The organism is Rhizobium indigoferae, assembly GCF_034554815.1.
GTDB classification, from domain to species: Bacteria; Pseudomonadota; Alphaproteobacteria; order Rhizobiales; family Rhizobiaceae; genus Rhizobium; species Rhizobium leguminosarum.
Genome location: NZ_CP140639.1, coordinates 14330 through 33159, shown reverse-complemented (window position 1 = coordinate 33159; position 18830 = coordinate 14330). Strand labels below are relative to the sequence as shown.

Genomic DNA, 18830 nt, shown 5'->3' with positions numbered 1-18830 from the left:
TCGCCGATGAGGCTTCAGCCGGATTTTCCAAGGGGTTGGGTCAATGACCTTCAAATACACCAATGACAGTGATTTACATGCGAAGCTTATAGCAGATGTGCTGTCGCAATATCCGGACAAAGCAGCAAAGCGCCGCAGTAAGCACCTTAGCGTTGCAACGAGCGAAAAGGACGCAAACGCGACCAGCGAATGCGAGGTAAAGTCGAACATCAAGTCTGTTCCAGGCGTGATGACGATCCGCGGCTGCGCTTACGCCGGTTCAAAAGGTGTCGTCTGGGGACCAATCAAGGATATGGTTCACATTTCACACGGGCCTGTCGGCTGCGGTCAATATTCCTGGTCGCAACGTCGCAACTATTACGTCGGCCTGACGGGCATCGACACGTTCGTGACCATGCAATTTACATCCGATTTTCAGGAAAAGGATATCGTTTTCGGTGGTGACAAGAAACTGGAAAAAGTCATCGATGAGATCGCTGAACTTTTCCCGCTAAGCAATGGCGTCACCCTGCAATCCGAATGTCCGATCGGTCTGATTGGCGACGATATCGAGGCCGTAGCGCGAAAAAAGGCCAAAGAACACGCAACGACTGTTGTGCCGGTACGCTGCGAAGGCTTCCGTGGCGTGTCGCAATCGCTTGGCCACCACATCGCCAACGACGCAATTCGAGATTGGGTCTTCGACAAGAAAGACTTAAAATTCGAGTCAGGTCCCTACGACGTAAATGTCATAGGCGACTATAACATTGGCGGGGATGCATGGGCCTCGCGCATCCTGCTCGAGGAGATCGGGTTGCGCGTGGTCGGCAACTGGTCTGGAGATGCAACTCTCGCCGAAGTGGAGCGCGCGCCGAGAGCCAAGCTCAACCTCATTCACTGCTATCGGTCGATGAATTACATCTCCAGACACATGGAGGAAAAATATGGCATTCCTTGGATGGAGTATAATTTCTTTGGCCCATTCCAGATCGCAGCCTCGCTGCAGAACATAGCCAAGCATTTCGGGCCGGAGATCGAAGCTCGAACCAACAAAGTCATAGCCAAATACCAACCCTTAGTCTGGGCTGTGATCGATAAATATTGGCCGCGCCTTTCTGGCAAACGGGTGATGCTCTACATCGGCGGATTGCGTCCTCGTCACGTCATCACCGCCTATGAGGACCTCGGAATGGAAATCGTAGGAACCGGCTACGAATTCGGTCATGGCGACGACTATCAGCGCACCGGCCATTACGTAAAAGAAGGCACGCTGATCTACGACGACGTGACTAGCTACGAACTGGAGAAATTCATCGAGGGCATTCGGCCCGATCTCGTCGGGTCCGGCATCAAGGAAAAATACCCGGTGCAGAAAATGGGCATTCCATTCCGTCAGATGCACTCCTGGGACTATTCTGGTCCGTATCACGGTTATGACGGCTTCGCGATTTTCGCCCGGGACATGGATATGGCAATCAACAATCCAGTTTGGGGTCTTTACGACGCGCCCTGGAAGAATGACCGCGCTTGGGCGGCGGTTGCTGAGTGAGAACCGAGCGGTTTCGCGCGGAAAAACGCCCAAGGCCAGCGACGAAGGTTTCTGTACCGCCTTTGAGCAGCGGCCAGATTGAAAGAGGTGACCCCTATGCCGCAATCAGCTAAGAAAACTCTCGACCACGCGCCCCTATTCTGCGAGCCGGAATACAGGCAAATGTTGGCCGAGAAAAAGCTGAACTTCGAATGCCCACACCCGGATCACGTGGTGTCTGACCAACGCGAATTCACGAAGACCTGGGAATATCGCGAAAAAAACTTGGCCCGCCAAGCCCTTGTCGTTAATCCAGCCAAAGCCTGCCAGCCACTCGGCGCGGTCTTCGCAGCGGCGGGATTCGAGCGAACGATGTCGTTCGTCCATGGCAGCCAAGGTTGCGTTGCCTACTACAGATCGCACCTATCGCGCCATTTCAAGGAGCCGACATCGGTGGTCTCGTCATCGATGACAGAAGACGCCGCTGTATTTGGTGGCCTGAAGAATATGGTCGACGGTCTCGCCAACACGTACAAGCTCTATAACCCGAAGATGATCGCGGTGTCGACCACATGTATGGCCGAGGTCATCGGAGATGACCTGCATGGTTTTATCGAAAACGCCAAAAGTGAAGGTTCGGTCCCGCGCGATTTCGATGTCCCCTTCGCCCACACACCTGCCTTTGTCGGCAGCCATGTCGATGGCTACGACAGCATGGTAAAAGGTGTGCTGGAGAATTTCTGGAAGGATGCCGCGCGAAAGGAAGCCACCGCTTCTATTAACATCATTCCTGGATTTGATGGCTTCTGCGTTGGGAACAATCGCGAATTAAAACGCCTGCTCGACTTGATGCGAGTGACTTATGTGTTCATCCAGGACTCGTCAGACCAGTTCGATACGCCTTCCGATGGCAAATTTCGGATGTATGACGGGGGGACCAGCATCAGTGACGTGAAGGCGGCGTTGAACGCGGAGTGGACATTGTCCCTGCAGCATTACAACACTCGCAAGACGCTGGATTATTGCAGAGACGTTGGACAAGCGGCGACCTCCTTCCACTACCCTCTCGGCGTCGAAGCTACCGACGAACTTCTGATGGTGATATCGGAGATTTCCAGCAGAGAAATTCCTGAGGCGATCCGTCTGGAGCGCGGCCGACTCGTCGATGCGATGGCGGACAGCCAAGCTTGGCTATACGGAAAAAAATACGCGATCTACGGCGATCCAGATTTCGTTTATGCGATGGCACGCTTCATCATGGAGACCGGCGGCGAGCCAACCCACTGCCTCGCTACAAATGGTACCTCAGCTTGGGAAGACGAGATGAAGGAACTCCTCGCATCCTCGCCCTTCGGGAAGAATGCACAGGTTTGGCCAGGCAAAGATCTCTGGGCACTGCGCTCGCTACTTTTCACCGAGCCGGTGGATCTCCTGATCGGAAATTCTTATGGGAAGTATCTCGAACGGGACACCGGTACCCCACTGGTTCGGCTGATGTTTCCAATTTTCGACCGGCACCATCATCATCGATTCCCCCTCATGGGCTACCAAGGCGGACTGCGTCTTCTAACGGCGATTCTCGACAAGATCTTCGACAACCTCGATCGCGAAACAATGCACGCGGGTGTGACAGACTATTCGTATGACCTCACTCGCTAAGAGCGGCGGCCGGCCAGGCGGCCTATCTGTCAACCAGATATGAAGGCAGACGAATGTCCTCGCACAACGCCAAAATCAAAGATGCCTTCCACGAGCTCGCGAGTGAAAGGAGCGGCAGCAGGGGTCCTAAGGCGCGCCGAAGGAATTGCGCGAGGCCAATGGGCCCAGGAACGGCCGTGGGCGGTTGCGCTTTCGACGGCGCCAAGGTCGCACTGCAGCCGATCACCGATGTCGCGCACCTTATTCACGGGCCGCTCGCCTGCGAGGGAAATTCCTGGGACAACCGTGGCGCTGCCTCGTCAGGTCCAACACTTTGGCGCAGCAGCTTCACCACTGATCTCACGGAAATCGACATTGTGATGGGACACAGTGAACGGAAGCTCTTTAAAGCCATCCGGGAAATCAAGGATGGGTATGCGCCCGCGGCAATCTTCGTCTATTCAACCTGCGTTACAGCGATGATCGGTGACGACATCAACGTTGTTTGTAAGCGAGCGACGGATGAATTTGCCTTACCGGTGGTGCCGGTCAATGCGCCGGGCTTTGTCGGATCTAAGAACCTCGGCAACAAGCTAGCAGGCGAGGCGCTGCTCGAGCATGTCATAGGCACGGTGGAGCCTGATGAACCAGGCCTTTGCGACATCAACATACTCGGCGAATTCAACCTCTCGGGTGAGTTCTGGCTGGTGAAGCCGCTCTTGGATAGGCTTGGCATCCGCGTCCGTGCCTGTATTCCGGGAGACGCGCGCTATCTGCAAGTCGCCTCCGCCCACCGCTCACGCGCAGCGATGACGGTGTGTTCGACAGCGTTCGTCAATCTGGCCCGTGAGATGCAGGAACGCTGGGACATTCCGTTTTTCGAAGGCTCCTTCTATGGCATCTCTGGCACCTCGGAGGCACTCCGGCGGATTGCCGATCTGCTTGTAAAGAGGGGCGCCGATCCCGCGCTTTTGCATCGCACGGAAATCCTTGTAGCGGAAGAAGAGGAAAGGGCGTGGAAGAGACTAGAAGCCTACCGGCCTCGCCTCGAGGGCAAGCGCGTGCTTCTAAATACAGGCGGTGTCAAATCCTGGTCGATTGTCCACGCCTTGATGGAGATCGGAATGGAGGTCGTCGGCACATCAGTCAAGAAGTCGACGGTCGAAGATAAAGAGCGGGTCAAGCAGACTCTGAAGGAGGAGAACCTCCTATTCGAGTCGATGGCGCCACGCGAACTATTCTCGTTTTTACTCGAACGAAAGGCTGACATCATGCTCTCGGGCGGACGCACCCAGTATATAGCGCTAAAGGCAAAACTGCCCTGGCTCGACATTAATCAGGAGCGTCATCACGCTTACGCAGGCTATGAGGGAATGGTGCATCTTACTCGACAAATTGACCTGGCAATCCACAATCCGATGTGGCCGCAGGTGCGCGAGCCGGCGCCATGGGAGCCGGCCTTAGTCGCTGAAAAGCGAGCGAAAAGAGAAGCGTAAGCGCGTCGAACCAAAACCGCGAGATCACTCGCAAAGAATGTTGAGGTCGTACTATGGCACGCGTCGTATCTCAAACTAAGTCGGCGGCGGTCAACCCCCTGAAGTCGTCGCAGCCGCTTGGTGCTGCCTTCGCCTTTCTGGGCGTCGACGGCGCAATACCTCTGCTCCATGGCAGCCAGGGATGTACGAGCTTCGCGCTCGCACTGCTCGTGAGGCATTTCAATGAAGCGATCCCGCTGCAAACGACGGCGATGAACGAAGCCGCGATAATCGTCGGCGGCGCGGATCGTCTCGAAGAGGCAATTCTCAGCCTCAAAGCCCGCACAAGGCCACGACTGATCGGGATATGCACGACCGCATCGGTAGAGGCCCGCGACGAGGATGTCGCTGGTGACCTCGAAAACATCAAACGCAGGCGGGCGATCGAACTTATGGGCACTGAAGTGGTACTCGCCAACACGCCGGACTTTGACGGTGCGATAGAGGAGGGTTGGTCTAAAGCTGTTACCGCCATGATCAAGGCAATAGCGCGACCTGACAAGCAGTATCGTAATCCGAGGAAGATCGCGATCTTGCCTGGCTGGAATTTAACAGTTGCTGACATAGAACATCTGCGCGAGACGGCCGTAAGCTTCGGGCTCGACCCGGTTATTCTGCCCGACGTATCCGGAGCGCTCGACGGCTCCATCCCGGAAGAATGGATGCCGACAACGTATGGCGGCACGAAATTGGAGGAGATCCGCGATCTCGGTGCGACGATGCAGTGTATCGCAATCGGTGAGCATATGCGGCGACCGGCTGAAGCGCTGCAGAGACTGACCGGCGTGCCCTACGTGCTGTTTAGATCGCTGACGGGCCTCGAGAACGTCGATCGCTTTATTCGCGTGCTTGCCGCTGTTTCACGGAGACAGGCACCGCTCAATCTCCGCCGCAATCGAATGCAGTTGCAGGATGCCATGCTAGACGGACATTCCCATATGGCTGGCAAGAAGATCGCAATCGCTTCCGAGCCCGATCAACTTTTCCAGTTCTCCGAATTTTTTACTGCCATGGGTGCGGAAATTGCGGCCGCGGTCACCACGACCGGCACTTCGAAGGCGCTCGAGATGGTACCGGCGAAGACCGTCAAAGTCGGCGATCTCAGTGATCTGGAAAGTCTCGCCGCAACAGCCGATCTTATCGTCACACACTCGCACGGCCGAGAAGCTGCCAGACGTCTCGGCGTCCCGCTGATGCGGGTGGGGTTCCCCATGTTCGACCGCTTCGGCAGCCAGCACAAGCTTACAATCTTGTACCGAGGGACCCGCGACGTGATCTTCGACTTCGCGAACATCATTCAGGCTAACCACCCTCCGAACCCCTGGCCCACTTGACTCAACCGACAGGCGGGAATCGCAAATGAGATCAATTCGTCGCCTCTCGCTCTTCAATGGGAGACTCCACCAACAACTGCCGAAACGGCAGGTAGGCGCTTTGCGAATTGCGATCTCCACTCAAGCTATGAAAGGACTGAAAGCGCAGTTTGAATCGGCCAAACGATTGGCCATCTACGACGCGATACGCGACGCGTGGACCTTCGTGCAAGCCGCTGGGTTAGAAGACATCTCCGACGAGATCGGAAGACACCGAAGGGAAGGTGAGGATTGCACCGGGGCGAAGATAGCGGCGTTAGACAGCTGCCAGCTCGCATTTTGTCTCGCAATGGGCGCGCCTTCGGCGGTCACATTTGTCATCGGCAGAACTCGCTAAATCGGAGGAATCTATGACAAGCTCATCCGTGACTCGCGACGGGTCCCGATGGATGCCGGAATATCTGAATTCGATTAACCCTGCGACGTGCATCGGCTGCGGTCGCTGCTTCAAGGTCTGCTCACGTGAGGTCATGCATCCCTACGGCATCGATGAAGCAGGTGAAATGCTCGGTGTCTGCGATGGCCAGGACGACTTTAATGGTGAGCTCAGTCGCGTGATCATGGTCATTGATTATCCCGGCCGCTGTATCGGCTGCGGAGCGTGCGCCCGGGTCTGCCCCAAGAACTGCCAGACTCATATCGCTGTTGATCATCGTTCAGTATCTTGAATTCCGTTCGGAGCGGTAGAAGCCGCAGGCGCTATTCACAGTGCGAGACAATCGCATCGGTTCGAACGCGTGGAGAACGTAGCATGGCAGCTTTGCGTGAAAGTAAATCCAGCCATGCGACGCGAAGCTCTTTTTGGGCATCCACTCTGCCATTCGGAGGCGATCATCACAGGAAACACTAGGTCGAAAGTCCAACGATCTGAAGACAGGAAGCATTGAACTGTGCATCAAGCCGCGACCTACCTCTCTGTGATTATTCTTTGCGTCGCCGAAGCGACTGTCGCGAGTCAAACCAGTCATGCCCAAGCCGTCCGGACCTGATGTGGTCGACCTCGGAGCATGTAAACCCGCCGCCGAGTTCGACAGTCTTAGGTTACATCCCTGGGCGGCCGAAGTGAGCTTCGAAATTTGAAAGCAAGATCCAACCACGAGCTTCTGAATGAGGATACCGATGAGAGCATTAGATATTTCTGTCGTTGGAGCAACCGGGGCGGTCGGAACGGCCCTGATCCAGCTATTGGAAAAAAGCGAGATTGCGATCGATCGACTGAGGCTGTTCGCCTCCAGTTCGGGTGCGCGCCAACTCAAGTTTCGAGATCAAACATACCTGGTTGAGGCACTCCGCGACATCGGCGATATCGGTGATACCAAAACCGACATTGCATTCTTCTCTGCAGGCGGCGACGTAAGCGCCGTATGGGGGGCTCGGTTCGCATCCCAAGGAGCCTTGGTGATTGATAACTCGAATGCCTTTCGAATGAAGCCTGACGTACCACTCATCGTACCACAAGTTAACGCGTGTTCACTTACGGTTCGTCCACCGTCTGGAATGGTAGCAAACCCAAATTGCTCCACGATACAGCTAGTTCGGGCACTGAGACCGTTGATGGCGACGTTCGGCGTTCACCAGGTTCTTTTGACTACCTATCAAGCCGCGTCTGGAGTTGGCCTGCGCGGGATTAACGAGCTAGAAGACGGTGCCGAAGCCTGGCTCGAGGGGAGTGCCGGACCCGCTGCGGAGAGCTTCCCTGTCCCTCTCGCATTCAATGTCATACCCCAGATCGGAGAGATTTGCCGGGAAGGCGTGGCTCTTGAGGAACGCAAGCTGGTTCAAGAGTCACGGAAGATCTTCGGTATGCCTCATCTGCAGTTAACCGCCACCTGCGTTAGAGTGCCGGTAAGGACGGGCCATTCCGAGGCGGTATACGTCGAGTTCGACGATCATGTTCGACTAGAACAGGTCCGTGAGCTCTTGGCAAATGAACCAGGTGTTCGACTTTATGCTAATGATTATCCAACGCCGCGCTTTCTGGGAGATCCTGCAGATGTTCACGTCGGACGGGTCCGAGTTAATCCCGAGAATCCGCGCGGGCTTTGGATGTGGGTGGTAGCCGACAACCTTCAGGTTGGGGCCGCACTCAACGCACTCCTCATCGCACAGCTTGCGATCGCCAATAACTTGATCGGTGAAACATGAAGACGACTATAGTCAAATTCGGGGGTTCGAGTTTTCGAGATCCTTGTCATTACGCTCGAGTTGCTCGGCATTTAGCTGAGCTGCGGACTGCAGGAGGAAATAAGATTATCGCCGTGGTCAGCGCAATGTCTGGAATGACCGACAAGCTGAAAGAAACCATGCTTGGCGTCAACAGGGAAGCATCGTCATCGAATCTCGATGCGGCGCTTGCCACCGGCGAGATGCTAAGTGCCTGCCTGTTGGATGCTGCAGTCAGCAGCCTTGGGATTCCCGTAACGTCGTTGAACGGCTATGCCCTCGGGATACGCACGAATTCAGACTTCGGCCGAGCGTCAGTAGAAAGCGTGGATCCTCAGCCAATCAGGGCTGCACTTCAGAAGCATGACATTGTCATTGCCGCGGGTGGTCAGGCGATTGATCACTCGGGCAAACTTACGTTTCTCGGCAGAAACAGCTCCGATCTGACAGCAGTCGTGATCGCAGCTATGTTGGGAGAGCAAGCTTGCGAAATATATTCAGATGTTAAGGGCGTCTACACGGCAGATCCTCATCTTGTACCAGGGGCACGATTAATCCCGAAGATTGGGTATTGGACAATCGCGCAGATGTCGCGGCAGGGCGCAAAGGTGCTTCACCATAGGGCAGTGGATTATGCTAGAAAGCACGCGGTCACCATAGTTTGCAAAGCACTCACTAGTGACGGAGCGGCGACGGGCACGATCGTCACAGGCCACGGATACTCCGGTTCCGTGACAGTAGCACGCGACACAGCAGTATTAGCTGTCGCGAGTGTTGCAGAACGCGACACTCTCCTTGGGCTTCTTGATCAACACGATATTAGCTCGATATGCTTTGAGGAGGACGGCAGGCCCTGCCTTTGCATCATAACCGACATCGATTTTGCGATGCGCCTGGTCGCCACGGCAGGCACGCGCGCCGTTGCCATCGGATCAAAGGTCGTGGTGACCGAGCTTAATGGCGCGATGTCGCGCGTCCACCTTCACGTTGACTACGAGAGCGCCATGGTACATGCGCAAGACATCCACGAACATATGTATCCTGCAGCCGTTGGCGATCTTGTGATAGAGAACGACTAAACAGCGCCACAGGCGACGCCCGAATGGAGGCGGCGGCGAAGTCGCTTGATCGGGCCATCGGCCCAGGATGCTTCGACTTGGTAGCCGGGTGATCGCTAGCGGAGATCGCCTGTTCGCCGCCCTGATAACCCCGGCTCATCGTCGCGTTCAACATGCAGTCTTCATCGCAGGGCGCCGGACAGACGCGACCGGTGAATTCGAAAAAGTTATTGTCGAACGCAGGTTCTGGATCGCCGCTTTCCAGTTGTGGTAGACGAGGACAGTGCAAAGCGGCTGAAACCAAACCCCTTCACCTTGCAGTGCGCCAGCATCTCGTCCTCGCGCTCCGGCGCGCTCTTGATGCCCTTGCGCAGCCCTGGTCGCCAGACTCATCGCGCAGGTATTGAGTTCGCATTCGCGGTCATTGATGCGGCCGGCGGCAATCCGCGCCGCGGTGCCATATGAATAGTGCCCCCCTTGATGACATCGCGGTCGGTCTTCAGCGCGCCTTCTAGCTGCCGGACGACTCGCGCAAGCTCCCTTACGACGGGAGGAGAACGCTCCCTGCCGGAACGCACTCATCGCATCGGACTTCCATCGACATTGGCGAACCAGGACGGGCAGAAGAGACAGGCATGTGCTGCTCATCCGTAGCGACCTTTCTGACACGATCGAGCGAAGCGCGGTGCTTTCCTTTCGATCGGCTCGTCCTTCACGATTCTACCCCGCAGGCCCGCACCCCGCCGACAAGTTGCCGCCCGAAACCTCTATCCCAGCCGATGTTAGGGAGATTTCCTTAGCCCTCCTTTTGGACTTCTCACCTCAAAGTGCAGCGCCCTTTAATTCGGCGCTTCCTGCGGCATGTCGGCCAAGAGCGTGCCTTTTCTTCCACCTGGTCAGAGCGCGTTCCGCCAATCCAGAGAACTGATCCACCAAACGCGAGATCGAACCTAAAAACACCCCCGCGTGACGGTGGGACAGTCGGAATGTGCCAACGACTGAAGACGCCTTTGTTTTTATGATTGTAGCGCCGTCCCATCTCGTTGACGGAGATCAAGGCGCAATTTGCGGCTTCATGACAGTACTGGCGAGAAAGACGGCCGCGACGCGGTCGTCGGCGTACTGGGGACGACATCATGAATTACACAACGGAAACGATGGTGATCGCGGTCGCGGCGTTTCTAGCGCTGCTAGCAGCCGCATTCGCGCATGATCATCTTTTTGCGGTTCACATGGGCATACTTTGCCTCTGCCTCGTTATGGGGGCTGTGCTGATGGTCAGGAGGGTTGACTTTTCGCCGGCAGGCCAACAGCGCAACGTCGATAAGTCCGGCTATTTCGACGAGGTGATACGGTATGGCTTGATCGCCACGGTGTTTTGGGGCGTGGTTGGCTTCCTGGTTGGCGTGATTATCGCGCTGCAACTGGCCTTTCCTGACCTCAACATCGCACCTTATCTCAATTTCGGAAGGCTGCGGCCCGTTCACACGTCGGCAGTCATCTTCGCCTTTGGCGGCAACGCGCTGATTATGACGTCGTTCTACGTGGTGCAACGCACCTGTCGCGCGCGTCTTTTCGGCGGCAGCCTGGCTTGGTTCGTATTCTGGGGCTACCAGCTTTTTATCGTGCTGGCTGCGACCGGATACGTTCTCGGAATCACCCAGGGCCGTGAATATGCCGAACCTGAGTGGTACGTCGACCTCTGGCTGACTATCGTTTGGGTCACCTATCTCGCCGTGTATCTTGGGACGATCCTCAAGCGCAAAGAGCCGCACATCTATGTGGCAAACTGGTTCTATCTCAGCTTCATCGTCACCATAGCAATGCTGCACGTGGTCAACAACCTGGCGGTTCCCGTCTCGTTCCTTGGCTCCAAGAGCTATTCTGTCTTCTCGGGCGTCCAGGACGCGCTGACCCAATGGTGGTACGGCCATAACGCCGTCGGCTTCTTCCTCACCGCCGGCTTCCTGGGCATGATGTACTATTTCGTGCCGAAGCAGGCCAACCGACCGGTCTTTTCATACCGGCTTTCGATCATCCACTTCTGGGCGCTGATCTTCATGTACATCTGGGCCGGTCCGCATCATCTGCATTACACGGCACTGCCCGACTGGGCCCAGACGCTCGGCATGGTTTTCTCAATCATGCTCTGGATGCCCTCCTGGGGCGGCATGATCAACGGTCTCATGACGCTTTCGGGCGCCTGGGACAAGATCCGCACCGATCCGATCATCCGTATGATGATCGTCGCCATCGCCTTTTACGGGATGTCGACCTTCGAAGGCCCGATGATGTCGGTGAAGACCGTCAATTCGCTCAGCCACTATACCGAATGGACGATCGGTCACGTGCATTCCGGCGCTCTCGGCTGGGTGGGAATGATCACCTTCGGGGCGATCTACTACCTGACGCCGAAGCTATGGGGACGCGAGCGTCTCTACAGCCTGCGGATGGTCAACTGGCACTTCTGGCTCGCAACCCTCGGGATCGTCGTCTACGCCGCCGTGCTTTGGGTTGCCGGCATCCAGCAGGGGCTCATGTGGCGCGAGTACAATTCCCAGGGCTTCCTCGTCTATTCCTTCGCGGAGACGGTCGCGGCCATGTTCCCCTACTACGTGCTGCGCGCGGTCGGCGGAACGCTTTACCTGGCGGGTGGTCTCGTCATGGCCTGGAACGTGTTCATGACGATCCGCGGCCATCTGCGCGACGAGGCTGCGATCCCAACCACTTTCGTGCCCCAAGCACAGCCTGCCGAATGAGGTGAGACATGGCATCGATACTTGATAAACATCAGATCCTCGAGAAGAACGCGACGCTTCTTCTCGTCGGCTCGCTGCTCGTCGTGAGCATCGGCGGCATCGTCGAAATCGCACCGCTTTTCTATCTGCAGAACACGATTGAAAAGGTGGAAGGCATGCGGCCGTATACGCCGCTCGAGCTGGCCGGACGAAACATCTACATCCGCGAAGGCTGCTACCTCTGCCACAGCCAGATGATCAGGCCGTTCCGCGACGAGGTCGAACGTTACGGCCATTACTCACTCGCGGCCGAGTCCATGTACGATCATCCTTTCCAGTGGGGATCCAAGCGAACCGGGCCGGATCTGGCCCGAGTCGGCGCACGCTACTCCAACGAATGGCATGTCCAACACCTCGCCGATCCACGCTCAGTCGTGCCGGAGTCGATCATGCCGAGTTACGCCTTCCTCAAAGAGCAGAGGGTGACGGTCAAGGACGTGGGAATGGACCTGAAGGCCAACGAGGACGTGGGCGTGCCTTATGACGACGACATGCTGGCGAACGCGGAGGCCGACATGAAGGCCCAAGCCGATCCGAACGCAGATACCACGGCCCTGCTTGCCCGATATCCAAAGGCGAAGACCGGCGATTTCGACGGCGATCCTGCTGCGCTGACCGAAATGGATGCCTTGGTGTCCTACCTGCAGATGCTCGGAACGTTGGTCGATTTTTCGACCTACGACGATGCGACCGGCTACCGATGAGGTGATCCATGGAAACCTACACTGCAATGAGACACTTCGCCGACAGCTGGGGCCTTTTGGCAATGGCGGCATTCTTCGTGGGCGTCGTTGTGTTCACCCTTCGCCCAGGCAGCAAGCAGACGGCGAAAGAGGCCGCCGATATTCCCTTGAAGGATGATTGAGATGTCGGAAAAACATATCGATGAATTTAGTGGCGTCGAAACGACCGGACATGAATGGGACGGCATCCGCGAACTCAACAATCCGATGCCCCGCTGGTGGGTGTGGACCTTCTACGCCACCATTGTCTGGGCGTTGGGCTATGCGATTGCATATCCCGCGATCCCGATGATTACCGACGCCACGAAGGGCATGCTGGGCTTTTCCAGCCGCGCCGAGCTGCAGCAGAACCTGGATCAGGCCAAAGCATCGCAGACGGCACTTCATGATCTGATCGCCACCAAGACGGTGCACGAGATCGATTCCGATTCTGCCCTTCGCGAATTCGCGGTCGCCGGCGGCGCATCTGCATTCAAGGTGAACTGCGCGCAATGCCATGGCTCGGGAGCAAGCGGCGGCCCGGGATTTCCGAACCTCAACGACGACGATTGGCTGTGGGGCGGAGACCTGGATGCCATCCAGGCGACGATCGCGCATGGGATTCGCTTCGACGGGGATACGGACACTCATGCTTCCGAGATGCCGCCCTTTGCCGATGTTCTGGATCCCGTCCAGACAAGGCAGGTCGCGGCCTACGTCTGGGGACTGACCAATACACCGTCGGACCCCGGTCTCGCAGAGGCCGGAAAACAGGTCTTCGTCGATAACTGTGCCGCATGTCACGGCGACGACGCCAAAGGAAAGGCCGACATGGGCGCGCCGGATCTCGCCGATGCGATCTGGCTGAAGGCACGTGGCGAGGATGCGATCATCCGGCAGGTCGCGGCTCCCAAGCATGGCGTCATGCCTGCCTGGGCAGGGCGTCTCGGCGATACGACGGTCAAGGAACTTACCATTTTCGTGCATTCGCTTGGCGGCGGGACGTGAGGAGACAAGCCATGGCATCTCACCGCCACAACCCGATCCTCGATCTCTACGGCACGCCGCGCGCCACCATACGATCACGTGTGTCGCCGCGCGCTAGGACGATGCCCCCATTATACGAGCAGGACGATCCGGCAAAGATCGGCAGTTCGATCGTCAGTTTGACCTGCCTCAAAGACCACGAGCAGACAAGCCGTTAACCGTAATTTTGTCGAGGACGTCCCAGCTGTGGTTGTTCCCCGCAGCTCAGGGCCACGCCTCTCCAGAGGCGTGGCGTTTCGCTTCGCGGGAAGGCCCTCACTCTTGATCTGCATCAAGGGCGGATGCGCGGCAGATGGGACAACGGCAGGTGAAATCGGATAGGTCCTATGAACCTCTACACTCCACCAGATCCCGACAACATCGAACGGCTCAGTGTCGAGCCGGTCAATGCCCGTCGCAACCGACAGCCTCTCTACGCACCTCGAAAGAAGGTTTTTCCCAAGCGTGCAGAGGGACGTTTCCGTCGGTTCAAATGGATCGTCATGCTGGTCACGCTCGGCATCTACTATCTCGCGCCATGGATTCGCTGGGATCGCGGTCCTTACGCGCCTGACCAGGCAATCCTCATCGACCTTTCTTCACGACGCTTCTTCTTTTTCTTCATCGAAATCTGGCCTCAGGAATTTTATTATGTAGCGGGTCTCCTCGTCATGGCGGGGTTCGGCCTGTTTCTCGTCACTTCCGCGGTTGGCCGCGCATGGTGCGGCTACGCTTGTCCGCAGACCGTCTGGGTTGATCTCTTTCTCGTCGTCGAACGCGCGATCGAAGGCGATCGAAACGCGCGAATGAAGCTTGACGCTGCTCCCATGAGCTTTGCCAAGCTGAGGAAGCGTGTCGTCAAGCATTCGATCTGGCTGCTGATCGGCGTCGTCACGGGCGGAGCGTGGATCTTTTATTTTGCCGACGCGCCGAGCCTGCTTGTTTCCCTGTTCATCGGCCGCGCGCCTGCAGCCGCCTACACCACCGTCGCCATCCTTACCGCAACGACCTACGTTCTCGGCGGTCTGATGCGAGAGCAGGTGTGCACCTACATGTGCCCGTGGCCACGCATCCAGGGTGCGATGCTCGACGAAAATTCTCTCGTCGTCACCTACAATGACTGGCGGGGCGAGCCGCGGTCGCGTTACCCGAAGAAAGCTCGAGCCAGGGGCCTGCCGGTCGGGGATTGCGTCGATTGCAATGCCTGCGTGGCGGTGTGTCCGATGGGAATCGACATTCGCGACGGGCAGCAGATGGAGTGCATCACATGCGCGCTCTGCATCGACGCCTGCGACGGTCTCATGGAGAAGCGGCGGAAGCCTCGCGGCCTGATCGCCTACGCCACGCTGAGCGAATACGCGAGCAACATGTCGCTCGCCACGGACGAAGGACGAACGGCCGTCCAGCCGTCCAGGGTTCGAAATCAGGATGGGACCTTCGTTCCAGCGATCCGACGCTTCAACTGGCGTATCATCTTTCGTCCGAGAACCGTCTTTTACGCGGTCGCCTGGGCGTCGGTCGGCACGGCCATACTGGTCCATCTCGCCTTTCGCGAGCGCCTTGAACTCAACGTCGTTCACGACCGAAATCCCCAATATGTTCTGGAAAGCGACGGCTCTCTGCGCAATGGCTACACGCTTCGTGTCCTGAACATGGTGCCGACGCCGAGGGATGTGAACATAAGCCTGGTCGGGCTCGAGGGGGCGACGATGCGTATTCCCGAGTTCAGCAACGAAGACGCTCGCAGCTTTACAGTCCATGCCGAACCCGACGCGGCCACGACGCTCAAGGTCTTCGTTACGCGCAAGCCTACCGGAGCCGCGATCAATGAATTTCTGTTCGTCGCGGAAGATACCGATCATGCCGATCGGGCAACCTACCGCGCAGCGTTCAATGCACCGGGAGACATCAAATGAAGACCTCCGCTCAAGGTTTTACAGGCCTGCACATGCTGCTTTCGACCTCGGCATTCTTTTGCGTGGTGATCGCGGTGAACGTCACCATGGCCGTCTATGCCTCTTCCAGCTGGAGCGGTCTGGTCGTGGAAAACACCTATGTCGCCAGTCAGGAGTTCAACCGCAAAGCGGCCGCAATGAAGGCAATGGCCACTTCCGGCATCGGGGGCACGCTCTCCATAAGGGGCAACGAGATCCGCTACGACATTCACGACAAGAGCGGATCGCCTGCGATCGTCGACGACGTCGTTCTGAATTTCAAACGGCCCGTCGGAGACCACGAGGACTTCCACATTACGCTCAGGAAAACAGCCGCGGGGCGGTTCGAAGCGGAGCATGGCCTAGCCGAAGGTGACTGGATCGTTGAGGCCATATCGCGAAACGGCGGCGTGGTCGTCATGCATGAGGCAAAACGCATCGATACCGCGGAGTTAGGCCAATGACCTGCTGCACCATGGACGCGGAAAGCGTACTTGCCCTCAGCACGACATCATCCAGTGCCGAAGAGGTTCGCCTTGCCAGCCAGCCGCTCGGCGATGGATTGCGTCAGCTGGACCTGAGTGTTCCCGACGTTCACTGCGGCGGCTGCATTTCCACCGTCGAAAGGGCGTTGTTGGCGCTTCCCTTCGTCAAGACAGCGCGAGTCAATCTCACGGCTCGAAGGGTGACCTGCGTCTACCAGGAAGAGATCGAGGCGCGCGCAACCGATCCGTCCAAGATCCTCGCAGCGATCAACTCGGCCGGATATCGCGCGCATCTCTTCACGCCCTCAGCTCCCGAGAACGACAGGACCAGAAATCAGCTTCTCCTCGCGATCGGCGTTTCCGGTTTTGCGGCCGCTAACATCATGTTGCTTTCAGTATCGGTCTGGTCGGGCGCAGATGCCGCGACGCGCGACATGTTTCATTGGATCTCGGCGATGATAGCAGCGCCCGCGCTGGTTTATGCGGGGCGCTTCTTCTTCAAATCGGCCTGGAATGCGCTCCGGCACGGGCGCACCAACATGGACGTTCCGATCTCGCTCGCCGTGACGCTCTCCTATGCCGTTTCATTGTGGGAGACCGTCCATCACGGCGAGCATGCGTGGTTCGACGCTTCGGTCTCGCTGCTCTTCTTCCTGCTGATCGGCAGAACCCTCGATCATGTCATGCGGGAAAAGGCTCGGGCAGCGATCAACGGACTCGCAAGACTGGCCCCGCGCGGAGCTTTGCTGATCAATCCGGACGGGTCGCGACGTTATATTGCGGTCGAAGAGATCGCGGTTGGAGATGAAATCTCGATAGCCGCAGGCGAACGGGTTCCCGTCAATGGCATAGTCGTCAGCGGAGAAAGCGACGTGGACCTCTCCATCGTCACCGGCGAGAGCAGCCCCGTTGCCGTCGTCAGCAACACTGAAGTGAGTTCGGGTGCGATGAATCTGACCGGCTCGCTCGTGTTACGGGCGACGAGAATCGCCAAGGATTCGCTTCTTTCCGAGATCATCGGCCTCATGGAAGCTGCCGAGGGCGGAAGAGCTCGCTATCGCAGGATCGCCGACCGTGCTGCGGCACTCTATTCCCCGGTCGTGCATCTGTTGGCGTTGGTCTCCTTTCTTGCCTGGGGTTTTCTGGGCGGAGACTGGAAGCAGGCCATGCTGGTCGCGGTAGCCGTGCTGATCATTACCTGTCCATGCGCATTGGGCCTTGCCGTGCCCGTGGTCCAGGTCGTCGCCGCGGGGGAGCTTTTCCGGAAGGGCATCATGGTGAAGGACGGTTCGGCACTCGAAAGACTGGCCGAGACCGACACCGTAGCCTTTGACAAAACGGGCACCTTGACGATGGGCAGTCCGCGCCTTGTCGGAGTGGACACCACGGAAGAGAGCGCCACTGCAATCGCCCGCGGATTGGCCGCGCATTCGCGGCACCCTCTTTCTCGGGCTCTGGTACGGGACGCCGAAGCCGCCCCTATGCCCTTCGACAGCGTCACGGAAATCCCCGGCGGGGGACTGGAGGCCAGGAACGGAGCGGATGTCTATCGATTGGGCAACACTGCGTTTGCCTGCGGAACCAGCTTCGTGCCCCTTACCGCCGATAGTCCGTTTTCGGAAGTAGTCTTGTCGAAGAATGGCGTCGATCTTGCTCGCTTCTTCTTTGATGACACGCTTCGTCCGGGTGCTCGCGAGGCCATCGACCGGCTCGGTGCAGCCGGCCTTGGAACCCTGATCGTGTCGGGCGACAGGCAGACCGTCGTTGACAATACCGCGCATGCTTTGGGTATCGACAGGGCTTTGGGCTCTCTGACGCCGAAACAGAAGGTCGAGGAATGCCAGAGGCTAAATGGCGAAGGTCGCCGCGTGCTCATGGTTGGCGACGGTATCAACGACGCCCCGGCCCTTGCTGCGGCCCATGTCTCGATGGCGCCGGCCACGGCCTCCGATATCGGCAGACAGGCCGCCGACCTCGTTTTCTTCAACGATCGCCTCGACGCTGTGCCGGAAGCGATCGCCGTTGCGCGAAGCTCCGCCAACCTCATCCGGCAGAACTTCGCTCTCGCCATCGGTTACAACGTCCTGGCTGTGCCGATCGCCATCGCCGGACTGGCGACACCGCTCATAGCGGCGGTGGCAATGTCGACATCTTCAATCATCGTCGTGACGAACGCGCTGCGCCTGAACGCGTTCGGCAAGCGTCGGGATATGCAAATTCGAGGGGGGATCGGCAGAAGCGCGCAGGTCAAAGCCGCATGAACATGTTGATCTACCTCATACCGATCGCGCTGCTGATGGGAGGAATGGGACTCCTGGCATTCCTTTGGTCGCTGAAGAGCGACCAGTATGACGACCTTCAAGGTGCCGCCTGGCGAATCCTCGCAGAGGACGAAACCGATCAACGAAAACCCTAACGACACACTGGGTCCAAACACGAAAGGAAGATAGATGCTTGCGATAATCTGCACTGTCGTCGTTTGTCGGCTTCGCGACGCATGCCTCGTCCCAACCGTGCTCGATACTCACCATAACTATCTGAAACTTAGCCATAATCATCTTCGGCATCCAAGCGAGTGGTTTGGCACGAAT

Annotated in this window: 17 protein-coding genes; all 17 read left to right on the top strand. The window is 57.6% G+C overall.

Annotated features, from left to right (window positions below; all coding sequences use genetic code 11):
* The first annotated feature begins 43 nt into the window (after window positions 1-43).
* The 17 genes from nifD (at window position 44) to ccoS (ending at window position 18655) form a co-directional block, all read left to right on the top strand.
* Window positions 44-1528: a nitrogenase molybdenum-iron protein alpha chain gene (nifD, locus tag U5G49_RS35450; RefSeq protein WP_193446703.1), complete on the top strand. Its 1485-nt coding sequence runs from the start codon at window positions 44-46 to the stop codon at window positions 1526-1528.
* Between the two features lie 96 nt (window positions 1529-1624).
* Entirely contained in the window at window positions 1625-3166 is a 1542-nt protein-coding gene (gene nifK / locus U5G49_RS35445) for a nitrogenase molybdenum-iron protein subunit beta (RefSeq protein ID WP_193446702.1), read from the top strand.
* 53 nt (window positions 3167-3219) lie between these two features.
* Window positions 3220-4641, top strand: a complete 1422-nt coding sequence (gene nifE / locus U5G49_RS35440; RefSeq protein ID WP_193446701.1) for a nitrogenase iron-molybdenum cofactor biosynthesis protein NifE — start codon at window positions 3220-3222, stop codon at window positions 4639-4641.
* 53 nt (window positions 4642-4694) lie between these two features.
* A complete protein-coding gene (gene nifN, locus U5G49_RS35435; protein WP_193446700.1) occupies window positions 4695-6014 on the top strand; it encodes a nitrogenase iron-molybdenum cofactor biosynthesis protein NifN in 1320 nt (439 codons plus the stop codon).
* 25 nt (window positions 6015-6039) lie between these two features.
* The gene (locus tag U5G49_RS35430) at window positions 6040-6390 is read left to right on the top strand and encodes a hypothetical protein (protein WP_193446699.1); all 351 of its coding nucleotides are present in this window, start codon (window positions 6040-6042) and stop codon (window positions 6388-6390) included.
* Window positions 6391-6403: 13 nt separating this feature from the next.
* Window positions 6404-6721 (top strand): ferredoxin III, nif-specific, encoded by a 318-nt coding sequence (gene fdxB, locus U5G49_RS35425; protein WP_193446698.1) that lies wholly within the window; start codon window positions 6404-6406, stop codon window positions 6719-6721.
* Between the two features lie 451 nt (window positions 6722-7172).
* On the top strand, window positions 7173-8198 hold the full coding sequence (locus tag U5G49_RS35420; protein WP_193446697.1) for an aspartate-semialdehyde dehydrogenase: 1026 nt from the start codon (window positions 7173-7175) through the stop codon (window positions 8196-8198).
* The gene (locus tag U5G49_RS35415; RefSeq protein WP_193446696.1) at window positions 8195-9295 is read left to right on the top strand and encodes an aspartate kinase; all 1101 of its coding nucleotides are present in this window, start codon (window positions 8195-8197) and stop codon (window positions 9293-9295) included. The genes U5G49_RS35420 and U5G49_RS35415 overlap by 4 nt, the downstream gene beginning before the upstream one ends.
* Window positions 9296-10410: 1115 nt before the next feature.
* Window positions 10411-12033, top strand: coding sequence for a cytochrome-c oxidase, cbb3-type subunit I (ccoN, locus tag U5G49_RS35410; protein ID WP_193446695.1), 1623 nt, complete (start codon window positions 10411-10413; stop codon window positions 12031-12033).
* An 8-nt stretch (window positions 12034-12041) separates the two neighbouring features.
* Complete coding sequence (ccoO, locus tag U5G49_RS35405) at window positions 12042-12776, top strand: cytochrome-c oxidase, cbb3-type subunit II (protein ID WP_193446694.1); 735 nt, start codon at window positions 12042-12044, stop codon at window positions 12774-12776.
* Window positions 12777-12784: 8 nt separating this feature from the next.
* Entirely contained in the window at window positions 12785-12937 is a 153-nt protein-coding gene (locus U5G49_RS35400) for a CcoQ/FixQ family Cbb3-type cytochrome c oxidase assembly chaperone (protein WP_017969139.1), read from the top strand.
* Window position 12938: 1 nt separating this feature from the next.
* Entirely contained in the window at window positions 12939-13802 is an 864-nt protein-coding gene (gene ccoP / locus U5G49_RS35395) for a cytochrome-c oxidase, cbb3-type subunit III (protein ID WP_193446693.1), read from the top strand.
* A gap of 11 nt (window positions 13803-13813) precedes the next feature.
* Window positions 13814-13999, top strand: coding sequence for a hypothetical protein (locus tag U5G49_RS35390; RefSeq protein WP_193446692.1), 186 nt, complete (start codon window positions 13814-13816; stop codon window positions 13997-13999).
* Between the two features lie 168 nt (window positions 14000-14167).
* A complete protein-coding gene (gene ccoG / locus U5G49_RS35385) occupies window positions 14168-15736 on the top strand; it encodes a cytochrome c oxidase accessory protein CcoG (RefSeq protein WP_193446691.1) in 1569 nt (522 codons plus the stop codon).
* Window positions 15733-16218, top strand: a complete 486-nt coding sequence (locus U5G49_RS35380) for a FixH family protein (protein WP_193446690.1) — start codon at window positions 15733-15735, stop codon at window positions 16216-16218. Before ccoG ends, U5G49_RS35380 begins: the two co-directional genes overlap by 4 nt.
* Window positions 16215-18500, top strand: a complete 2286-nt coding sequence (locus tag U5G49_RS35375; protein WP_193446689.1) for a cation-translocating P-type ATPase — start codon at window positions 16215-16217, stop codon at window positions 18498-18500. The genes U5G49_RS35380 and U5G49_RS35375 overlap by 4 nt, the downstream gene beginning before the upstream one ends.
* Window positions 18497-18655 carry a cbb3-type cytochrome oxidase assembly protein CcoS gene (gene ccoS, locus U5G49_RS35370; protein ID WP_193446688.1) on the top strand — a complete coding sequence of 53 codons (159 nt, stop codon included), beginning with the start codon at window positions 18497-18499 and terminating at the stop codon, window positions 18653-18655. The genes U5G49_RS35375 and ccoS overlap by 4 nt, the downstream gene beginning before the upstream one ends.
* Window positions 18656-18830: the final 175 nt, after the last annotated feature.